The sequence below is a fragment of the Pedobacter sp. 01T416_2 genome (assembly GCF_056398925.1).
In genome coordinates this window covers 1-5955 of the sequence record NZ_JBFTQI010000352.1, presented here as the reverse complement: position 1 = coordinate 5955, position 5955 = coordinate 1, and the positions used below count along the sequence as shown (strand labels likewise).

4 protein-coding genes are annotated in these 5955 nt (G+C 36.3%); all 4 read left to right on the top strand.

Going from position 1 to position 5955, the window contains the following annotated elements:
* Nucleotides 1-1518 (top strand): SusD/RagB family nutrient-binding outer membrane lipoprotein (locus AC1DPQ_RS15290; protein WP_477610070.1); only part of this gene is annotated, 1518 nt, incomplete at its 5' end.
* Nucleotides 1519-1531: 13 nt separating this feature from the next.
* On the top strand, nt 1532-2464 hold the full coding sequence (locus AC1DPQ_RS15285; protein ID WP_477581004.1) for a DUF1735 domain-containing protein: 933 nt from the start codon (nt 1532-1534) through the stop codon (nt 2462-2464).
* A 103-nt stretch (nt 2465-2567) separates the two neighbouring features.
* Nucleotides 2568-3260 carry a hypothetical protein gene (locus tag AC1DPQ_RS15280; protein ID WP_477581006.1) on the top strand — a complete coding sequence of 231 codons (693 nt, stop codon included), beginning with the start codon at nt 2568-2570 and terminating at the stop codon, nt 3258-3260.
* Between the two features lie 353 nt (nt 3261-3613).
* Nucleotides 3614-5955 (top strand): SusC/RagA family TonB-linked outer membrane protein (locus AC1DPQ_RS15275; protein WP_477610068.1); only part of this gene is annotated, 2342 nt, incomplete at its 3' end.

Genomic DNA, 5955 nt, shown 5'->3' with positions numbered 1-5955 from the left:
GATATAAACACCAACACAAATAGCTCCACTAGCTCGACGCCTGCGTTGGTATTACCACAAGCAATTGTGGGTTCAGCATCTATCTCTCAGGCCTACAATAGTGCCTACTATTTTCCAGGAGGATTTGCGGCTAATATTTACGGCGTCGGAGGTTATGGCGCAGGCGTAACCTATGCATATACAGCAAGTAATTTTACCAATCTGTTTACATCTGTTTATGACAACGGAACTGATTATCAATACGTAATTGATAATACAGCTACAACACCGTCATTAGCATATTCTACAGCTATTGCTAGAATAATGAAAGCTTTCATGTTCTCTAAATTGGTTGATCAGTACAATGATGTTCCCTATTCAGAAGCATTAAAGGGAAGTGCCATTCTTACTCCAAAATATGATAAAGCTGAGGATATCTACAAGGATTTGGTTTCTCAATTAACAATTGGTATTAAGTTAATAAACGATGGCCAGGCTGGAAACGTTGCCAATGCCGTTGTTGCAAGTACAGACCCGCTATTTAAAGGTGATATGAACCTTTGGAAAAGGTTTGCGAATACAATTAAATTGCGTTTGCTAATAAAAATGGCGGGTGTTCCTGCTCAAGCTTCTTATGCAACAACTGAATTCGCTGCATTGAACACAACTGTTGGTTTCTTAGCAACCGATGCACTTGTAAACCCAGGATATGTTAAAGAAGCAAACAGACAAAATCCATTGTATAATTCGTTGGCCTTTGGAAGTGACAACGCTAGATCACAAAGTCAGGCTATTCCGACTCAATGGATATTTACTTTCTATAATGGCACTAAAATTTCAGATCAAGGTAGAGGTTATGCTATGTATAGAGGATTCCCAGGCACGGCAACAAACAGGCTAGGTGAAGAAAACGTAGGCTCTACTATTGTACCGCCATCAGGATCAACATCTTGGTTTACCGGAACTGATGCAAACACGCCTTATATCGGGGTTGCTAAAGGTCCGTCTCAAGGACAGCCACTAATGCTTGCCGCAGAAAGCCGCTTTCTTCAGGCAGAAGCATTTGCCAGAGGATATTTAACCGGGAGTGCGAAAACAGCATTCGACGAAGGTATTAAGGCATCATTCAAATACATTTATTCAGATCAAACAGGTGCTGCAATTGCTGGATGGGATTATGTCTCGGAATCAGCTGCTTACCAGACTACAGAAAACCCTACTAACCCTTTAGTAAATTACCCTGTTACTGGAACTTTACCAGCTCAAATTGAAGCAATTATAACCCAGAAATACATTGCAATGAATGTAATTCATTGTGATGAAGCGTTCAATGAATTTAAAAGAACAGGATATCCTAAAATTGTGGAGGGTTCTGCTGATGGCCGCCTAACTTTTGCCTCTAAACAATCAACTTCAACAAGATCTGATAAGTTATTGGGAAGAATTTTGTACCCACAACAAGAATATAACTTAAATCCAGCTAATGTTCCTGGCGGAGTTACTTTATTTGGATCAAGAATATTCTGGGATTTAAATTAATATTATAGAAATCATGAAAAAATATATTTATAAATCATTAGCCCTTTTTCTTGCGGTAACGTCGCTTACTTCTTGCTTAAAAGATGACTCTTTGGTCTTAGATCCTGCTAAAGGACATAACGTAATTGAATTTGCTAATCCGGCACAGATTGTAACAAACGGGACACCATCACCATTGTATTCGTTTTCTTACGAATCGACATCATTGCCAAGTTTGCCGATTACAGTAAGTTATTCTGGGCCCGAAGCAACAGCTCCTCAAGATATAACTGTTAAAATAGCTGTAGGTGCTACCTCAAAAATTACTGAATATAACACGGCAACAGGTAATCATTACGAATTACTTCAGCCAGTGAGTTATACACTTTCTGCAACCGAGGTTGTAATTAAAGCCGGTACTAATAAGGCAACATTCAATGTTTTATTAAAACCTTCAACTTTTAACTTCGCAGTTTCTGAGGTATTGCCATTAACGATTACCTCTGCCTCTTCGGGAATTATCAGCGGAAATTTTGGTACTATTTTATTGAATGTTAGTGCAAAGAATATTTGGGATGGTGTTTATGCCATGCAAGCTGGTAGTTTTGTGCAACGTTATAGCAATCCAACTACACCAACAGTTAACGATGGTTTAAATGGTAGTACAGCAGCGAATGCAGATGTAACATTTACTACAGTTGGCGCTAATACGGTGCAAATAGGGAACTTAAAATGGGCTGGTAATGCCTCTGGTGTTGGTGGTATCGACAACCTACAGGCAACAATTGACCCTGCTACTAATTTGGTAACCATGAAAGCACTAGGAAACGCTACGTTGGCTAACATACCTGGTTCTATAAACAAGTACGATCCGGCAACTAAAACATTTACGCTTAACTTCGATTGGAATCAAACTGCAACAAAAAGAACTTATACACTAATTGTAAAGTATAAATCTGCTAGATAAACACTCAGATTAATTAGTTTTAATGTCCTTTGAATGAGTTCAAAGGACATTTTTTTTGTTAATTAATTTGTATATTTAAAACACTTAACTAATCAGCTCTAAAATGAAAATTTATTTATCAACTCTTGCCGTTTTTGTAACATTACAATTATGTCAAGCCCAAGAACAAAAAACGTCATCGTTATCAGATCAAACTAAAGTTGTATACGCGATGAATGACTCAAAGAAGCTTGATGGAGTTTATTCCATCGTAAAAGATGAGGATAAAGTTTTTTTAAGGGGTATTTATAAGGATAATTCAAGAACGGGTAATTGGTATGCTTTTAACAATGATGGTAAAGTATTCTTACGGTATAATTATGATCTTAAAAAACTTATATATTTAGATACGGTAAGTATTAATCGCATAAAAGTTGAAGTGAGTACAACAGATCCGGTGATTAAAGAAAAGGCAAGCATTCCAGTTCCAATTGCCTCAATCGACCAATATATTTCTCTACTGGGGACCGAATTAAAAAGAGTTATTTTAAAGGATAATAAAAATGCAGATGGTACGCTTGATGCAGATTTAATTACCAATATCGATAAAAATGGAAAAGCTACTTATGAGGCCCATTACGTGGCAGATGGGATTCCGGTAACCAAACGTTTAATTATTGCTGAGAAAGCATTCGATATTGATTGGATTCCTTCAAGTTATAAAGGAACGAGCTACGCATCAGTATTTTCTGTAAAAGCAAGGATAGATTTTGCACAAAAGCCGGGCATAAAACAGAGATTTATTTGGGTATATTAATGCTTTAATAAGTAAGACTAATTTTCTAAATATAATTAAAAAAGTAATAGGAGTGATGGATGAGATCACTCCTATTACTTTTTTGTGGACTTTTATTAGAAAAATTACACGATCAATTTGGGTTTGTTAGCTCTGATTTAAAAGATTTTGTTTTTATGAAATTGTAAAATATTTTATATGCGAATAGCTAATTGCAGAATTAAACTTAATAAGTAGTTTTAAAGAGACATACTTTCCGAAGTTGCATCATGTCATTAAGAAGTCATATACTATGGTTTTAGTTAAAGTTCTCCAATCCAGCGCTATCTTAGCGCTTTTTAAATTAAAACTAATCATTTACTAACTTAAATTTCATGAAAAAACTTCTACAAAGTTTGTTTCTATTGATGTTTATTGCAATTGCTGCAGTGGCTCAAGATAGAACAATAACAGGTACAGTTACTTCTACAGAGGACAATTTGCCGATCCCTGGAGTAAGTGTAAAAGTAAAAGGCACTCAGATGGGTACTGTTACAGATTCTAATGGAAAGTATTCCCTTAAAGCTGACGGTTCAAAAGAATTAGAATTCAATTTTGTTGGCTTTATTTCTGTAACCAAATTAATCGGTTCCGCTAATGTAATTAATGTTGCCTTAGCAAATGATACCAAAGCACTACAAGAGGTTGTTGTTGTAGGTTATGGTACTCAAAGTACAAAAACAATAACCAACTCCATTGCAAGAATATCCGGAGATGCCATTAAAAATCAACCTGTTCCTAGTGTTGCCCAGGCATTACAAGGTCGTTTAGCTGGAGTTCAGGTAACTTCGGGAGGAGGTCGTCCAGGTTCCCCAATCCAAGTAAATATTCGTGGTAGGTCTTCTATTTTAGCGGGTAATGATCCGCTTTATGTAATAGATGGGGTAATTCTGCCTTCAAATAGTGGAACAACCCCTATCTCTGCTGGTTCAGGCATTTCTCCGCTGGCCAATTTAAATAGCGAAGATATTGCCTCTATCGAAGTATTAAAAGATGCATCGGCAGCAGCAATATATGGTTCAAGGGGATCAAATGGCGTTGTTTTAATTACAACTAAAAAAGGATCAGCAAGTGGTAAATCGATCATCAATTTAAATGCCTATAACGGTTACCAGTCCTTTGCCGGGACTAAGGATTTTTTAGGTGCATCTTCTTATCGTCAAATGTATAATGAAGCTTTAGTTAATTCAAATTTACCTGCTAAGTTTACTCAAGCCCAAATAAATAATCCAGAAGCAGATGTGAACTGGTTAGATGCAATTCAACGAGATAAATCATTGGTGCAGAATGTGCAGTTTTCGGTGGCTTCGGGTGGTAATGCAAAAACACAATTTTACACGTCATTAAATTATTTTAATCAGGACTCTAAATTATTGAACGGATCATTCAAAAGATATGCTATTCGCTTGAGTGTTGATCACCAGGTGAACGATTTCATCAAAATCGGAAGTAATATCGCCATTTCAAAATCTGATCGTGCCGAAACCCCTGTTGATAATAGTATCTTCTCTCCTTTCCCTAGAGCCTTAATTGCGCGCCCAGATCAACCTGTTTATAATGCAAACGGTACCTTTGCAAGTAATGATTTTAATAATCCTGTACACATGTTCGAATCTAAGAATTATGTTGGATTGAGTAATATTTTTAACTCTACATATGCTGAGGTTAAAATCTTACCAGAATTAAAGTTTAAATCTTCAGTTGGTATTGACTATACTTACCTAGATCAAAGAACTTTTGATCCTTCTACTTCTTTAGCTGGTAACGGAACAATTGGTGCCGCAAGTAGTGGATATGTTCAAACTCAAAATTATTTAACTACGCAAACATTATCTTACCTGAAAAAATTCATTGATAATAAATTAACGGTTGATGGAACTTTAGTTTACGAATTTCAATGGAATAACAGGGATAACAACCGCGTAGATGGACAGAATTTCCCTTCTAACGAAACACCTTATTTAACCTCTGCTGCGAAAATTACAGGTGGAACTTCTTCTTTTACCAACTATAGATTAGAATCTTATTTAGGTCGTGTAAATTTAGCGTGGGAGAATAAATACTTGTTAGGTGGATCGATCAGAAGAGATGGCTCGACTAAATTCCCTACTAAGGGAAGAATTGGCTATTTCCCTTCAGTTTCTGGTGGATGGGTGGTTAGTGAAGAATCTTTCATGAAGGATATCACTGCAATTTCTAATTTAAAAATAAGATCAAGCTACGGTTTAACGGGTAATCAGGAAGGTATCGGAAACTTTACAAGTAGAAAATTGTTCGGAACAGGATTTAACTATGATGATCAGCCTGGTTTTGCTTTAAATGCATTGGGGAGTCCTGATCTTAAATGGGAATCGACCAGACAATTCGATTTAGGTTTAGATTTGGCTTTATTTAAAAATAGATTAACACTTAGTGCAGATTATTATCATAAAAAAACAAAAGATCTTTTACAGAACAGGCCAATTCCATCTACAACTGGATTCCCGACTATCTTAGAGAATATTGGTTCGATGGTTGGAAAAGGATGGGATTTCAATATCAATAGTGAAAACCTGGTTGGGGAAGTGAAGTGGAGTACCTCATTTAATATCTCTACCTATAACAATAAGGTAACTGAATTATATAATAATCAACCGGTAGATGGATCCTTTGTTACGCGTACTATGGTGGGCCAACC

Bases quoted from the DNA above. Each gene is read 5' to 3' on its own strand.
- AC1DPQ_RS15285 (WP_477581004.1), top strand. From the start codon at position 1,532: ATGAAAAAATATATTTATAAATCATTAGCCCTTTTTCTTGCGGTAACG.
- AC1DPQ_RS15280 (WP_477581006.1), top strand. From the start codon at position 2,568: ATGAAAATTTATTTATCAACTCTTGCCGTTTTTGTAACATTACAATTA.